The following is a 4,823-nucleotide window of genomic DNA, read 5'->3' on the forward strand; positions in this document are numbered from 1 at the left end:
GCAGCGTGCTCTTTGAAAACTGAATAGTTGTTTTAAAATTCATTGAAATGTCATAAATACACATTACTTTTAAACCTATCGATTTATTAGTACTGGTCAGCTCAACATGTCGCCATGCTTACACATCCAGCCTATCGACCTCATAGTCTATAAGGAATCTCAAGGGAATACTAATCTTTGAGGAGGCTTCCCACTTAGATGCTTTCAGCGGTTATCCTTTCCGTACTTAGCTACCCAGCTATGCTCCTGGCGGAACAACTGGAACACCAGTGGTACGTCCGTTTCGGTCCTCTCGTACTAAAAACGGCTCTCATCAATATTCCAACGCCCACATCAGATAGGGACCGAACTGTCTCACGACGTTCTGAACCCAGCTCGCGTACCGCTTTAATGGGCGAACAGCCCAACCCTTGGAACCGACTCCAGCTCCAGGATGCGATGAGCCGACATCGAGGTGCCAAACCTTGCCGTCGATGTGATCTCTTGGGCAAGATAAGCCTGTTATCCCCAGGGTAACTTTTATCCGTTGAGCGACTGCCATTGCACAATGTACAGCCGGATCACTAAGTCCTGCTTTCGCACCTGCTCGACTTGTAAGTCTCACAGTCAAGCACACTTCTACCTTTGCGCTCTGCATACGGTTTCTGACCGTATTGAGTGTACCTTTGAACGCCTCCGTTACTCTTTAGGAGGCGACCGCCCCAGTCAAACTACCCACCACGCACTGTCCCCCCACCCGATGATGATGGCAGGTTAGAAACTCAATATAACAAGGGTGGTATTTCAAGGTTGACTCCACTAAGACTGGCGTCTTAGCTTCAAAGTCTCCCACCTATCCTACACATGTTAGACCAAATTTCAATACGAAGTTGTAGTAAAGCTCCATGGGGTCTTTTCGTCTTGATGCGGGTACCCAGCGTTTTCACTGGGACCATAATTTCACCGAGTCTAGTGTTGAGACAGTTGAGAGATCATTGCGCCTTTCGTGCAGGTCAGTATTTAGCCGACAAGGAATTTCGCTACCTTAGGACCGTTATAGTTACGGCCGCCGTTCACCCGGGCTTCATTTCAACGCTTCGCATAAAGCTAACGCATCCACTTAACCTTCGGGCACTGGGCAGGCTTCACCCCCTATACATCACCTTGCGGTTTAGCAGAGAGCTGTGTTTTTGATAAACAGTTGCCCCTCATAATTTTCTGTGGCTCACTTGCGTGAGCACCCCTTCTTGCGAACTTACGGGGTCATTTTGCAGAGTTCCTTAACACTAGTTTTCTCGCTCGCCTTAGAATACTCATCTTGGGGACGTGTGTCCGTTCTCGGTACAGGTTTCCATAATATTAAGTTTAGAAGCTTTTCTTGGAAGTATGAAATCAACTAATTCAGCTTGCGCCTATGCGTCACAGCTCCCGGTTACAAATTGCGGATTTGCCTACAATTTCCAGTTGCTACTTGCCCCTCAATCCAGTAAGAGGTAAGCCTATCCTTCTCCGTCACTCCATCACTATTATAGAAAGTACAGGAATATTAACCTGTTGTCCATCGACTACGCGTATCCGCCTCGCCTTAGGTCCTGACTAACCCTGGGTGGACGAACCTTGCCCAGGAAACCTTCCCCAATAGGCGTCGTGGATTCTCACCACGAATCGTTACTCATACCGGCATTCTCACTTCTTAGCGCTCCACCAGTCCTCACGGTCTGGCTTCATTGCCCTAAGAACGCTCCTCTAACGTACATAAATGTACCCGTGGCTTCGGTTTCGTGTTTTAGTCCCGTTAAATTATTGGCGCAGGGTCTCTTGACTAGTGAGCTATTACGCACTCTTTAAAAGATGGCTGCTTCTGAGCCAACTTCCTAGTTGTTTATGAAACCCCACAACCTTTCTCACTTAACACGAATTTGGGACCTTAGCCGACGATCTGGGTTGTTTCCCTCGCGAGCTGGGACGTTAGCACCCCAGTTCCGACTGCATGGCAATACATGATGGTATTCAGAGTTTGATTATAGTCAGTACCGCTAGGCGCGGCCATTCCACATTCAGTGCTTTACCACCATCATTTAACACCACACGCTAGCCCTAAAGCTATTTCGAGGAGAACCAGCTATCTCCAAGTTCGATTGGAATTTCTCCGCTATTCACAAGTCATCCGGGCACTTTTCAGCGTACTACGGTTCGGCCCTCCACTTGGTGTTACCCAAGCTTCAGCCTGCTCATGAATAGATCACCTGGTTTCGGGTGTATGCCATCATACTATGTCGCCCTATTAAGACTCGATTTCTCTACGGCTCCGCTTTTTTCCGCTTAACCTCGCATGATAACATAACTCGCCGGTCCATACTGCAAGATGTACGCCATCACCCTTAAATGGGCTCTGACTAATTGTAAGTAAGTGGTTTCAGAATCTATTTCACTCCCCTCTCGGGGTTCTTTTCACCTTTCCCTCACGGTACTAGTTCACTATCGGTGTCTGATTAGTATTTAGCCTTACCGGGTGCTCCCGGCAGATTCAGACAGGGTTTCACGTGCCCCGCCCTACTCAGGATACGATCAAGAGATTTAACGATTTCGCTTACGGGAGTATCACCCTCTGTGCTACGTTTTCCCAAACGTTTCTGCTATCATTAAATTTTGTAACTCTATGTAGATCGTCCTACAACCCCACTTAAAGTGGTTTGGGCTCTTTCTCGTTCGCTCGCCGCTACTAAAGAAATCATTATTTATTTTCTTTTCCTCATGCTACTAAGATGTTTCAGTTCGCATGGTGTCTCGCTCGACTTCCTATGTATTCAGAAGAAGGCAACTAGGCATTACCCTAGTTAGGTTCCCCCATTCGGAAATCCCCGCTTCGTAGCTTATATCCAGCTCCACGAGGCTTATCGCAGGTAATCACGTCCTTCATCGACTTTCAGACCCAAGGCATCCACCACAAACTCTTACTTATTTAAAAGTATGTCCTTAATTTATTCAATTAAGATTTCCTATTGTTGTTATGATGTGTATTTTAAGACATTTCAATGAATCATATATTTAAATATGACTACTCGATGAATCAATACGAATAAACCAAAATTTATTCATTTTTGATGTCGTTGTAATATTTTAAAATATTAACTATTCAGTTTTCAAAGAACAATTTTGAGAAGAATTGTCCCCTCAAAACTAGATATATGCTTGCGACCTAACAAGCCATGACTGCTAAAAAAATTAAGTAGGTCTGAATATAAGGTTAAAGTGTCAATACTTGATTGACTTTTGTACTCCGTAGAAAGGAGGTAATCCATCCCCACGTTCTCGTAGGGATACCTTGTTACGACTTAACCCCAGTCACCAGTCCTGCCTTAGGCAGTTTGTTTATAAACCGACTTCGGGCATTACCAGCTCCCATGGTTTGACGGGCGGTGTGTACAAGACCCGAGAACGTATTCACCGTAGCGTAGCTGATCTACGATTACTAGCGATTCCGACTTCATGGAGTCGAGTTGCAGACTCCAATCCGAACTGAGACCGGTTTTTTGTGGTTTGCTCCCTGTCACCAGTTTGCTTCACTTTGTACCGGCCATTGTAGCACGTGTGTTGCCCCACTCGTAAGAGGCATGATGATTTGACGTCGTCCCCACCTTCCTCCCGATTACTCGGGCAGTCTCCTTAGAGTGCTCAACTAAATGTTAGTAACTAAGGACAGGGGTTGCGCTCGTTGCAGGACTTAACCGAACATCTCACGACACGAGCTGACGACAACCATGCACCATCTGTCATTCCGTTAACCTCCACTATATCTCTATAGCTTTGCGGAAGATGTCAAGAGTGGGTAAGGTTCTACGCGTATCTTCAAATTAAACCACATGCTCCACCGCTTGTGCGGGTCCCCGTCAATTCCTTTAAGTTTTATTCTTGCGAACGTACTACTCAGGCGGATCATTTAATGCGTTAGCTGCGCCGATGAGTTCCCCATCAGCTAATGATCAACGTTTAGGGCGTGGACTACCAGGGTATCTAATCCTGTTTGCTCCCCACGCTTTCGTCTCTCAGTGTCAGTATATGTCCAGTTAGCTGCCTTCGCCATGTTGGTGTTCTTCCTTATATCTACGCATTTCACCGCTTCACAAGGAATTCCGCTAACCTCTACATAACTCTAGTTTACCAGTATCCAACGCGGTTTGGGGTTGAGCCCCAAAATTTGACGCCAGACTTAATAAACAACCTACAGACGCTTTACGCCCAATAATTCCGGATAACGCTTGCAACCTATGTATTACCGCGGCTGCTGGCACATAGTTAGCCGTTGCTTTCTAATAAGGTACATTCAATATAGTATCATTTCCTATACTATTTTTTATTCCCTTACCACAGCAGTTTACAACCCATAGGGCCTTCATCCTGCACGCTGTGTCGCTCCATCAGACTTTCGTCCATTGTGGAATATTCCCTACTGCTGCCTCCCGTAGGAGTCTGGGCCGTATCTCAGTCCCAGTGTGGCGGTTCAGTCTCTCAACCCCGCTAAACATCATTGCCTTGGTGGGCCGTTACCTCACCAACTAGCTAATGTTGCGCACCCCGCTCCTCCAGCGACGCTTTGAGGCGTCTTTTATGTAAAGATCATGCGATCTAAACAAGTATTTGGTATTATCGGTTGTTTCCAACCGCTATGCCAATCTGAAGGGTACGTTGAGTACGTGTTACTCACCCATTCGCCGCTAAGTACAAGTACTTCGCTCGACATGCATGTATTAGGCACACAGCCAGCGTTCATCCTGAGCCAGGATCAAACTCTCGAAAAAATTGACTTCGTCATGTTTATATATCTAGTTTTCAAAGAACAATAT

At 46.2% G+C, this 4,823-nt stretch carries 2 rRNA genes; both read right to left on the bottom strand.

The annotated features are described in order from the left end of the window. Positions 1 to 65: 65 nt before the first annotated feature. Positions 66 to 2,947 (bottom strand): 23S ribosomal RNA (locus tag T329_RS0100060). Between the two features lie 318 nt (positions 2,948 to 3,265). Next, a 16S ribosomal RNA gene (locus tag T329_RS0100065) occupies positions 3,266 to 4,778 on the bottom strand. The 16S and 23S rRNA genes sit together here, the layout of an rRNA operon. Positions 4,779 to 4,823 lie beyond the last annotated feature (45 nt).

This window comes from Mycoplasma simbae ATCC 49888, assembly GCF_000702705.1.
GTDB classification, from domain to species: Bacteria; Bacillota_I; Bacilli_A; order Mycoplasmatales; family Metamycoplasmataceae; genus Mycoplasmopsis; species Mycoplasmopsis simbae.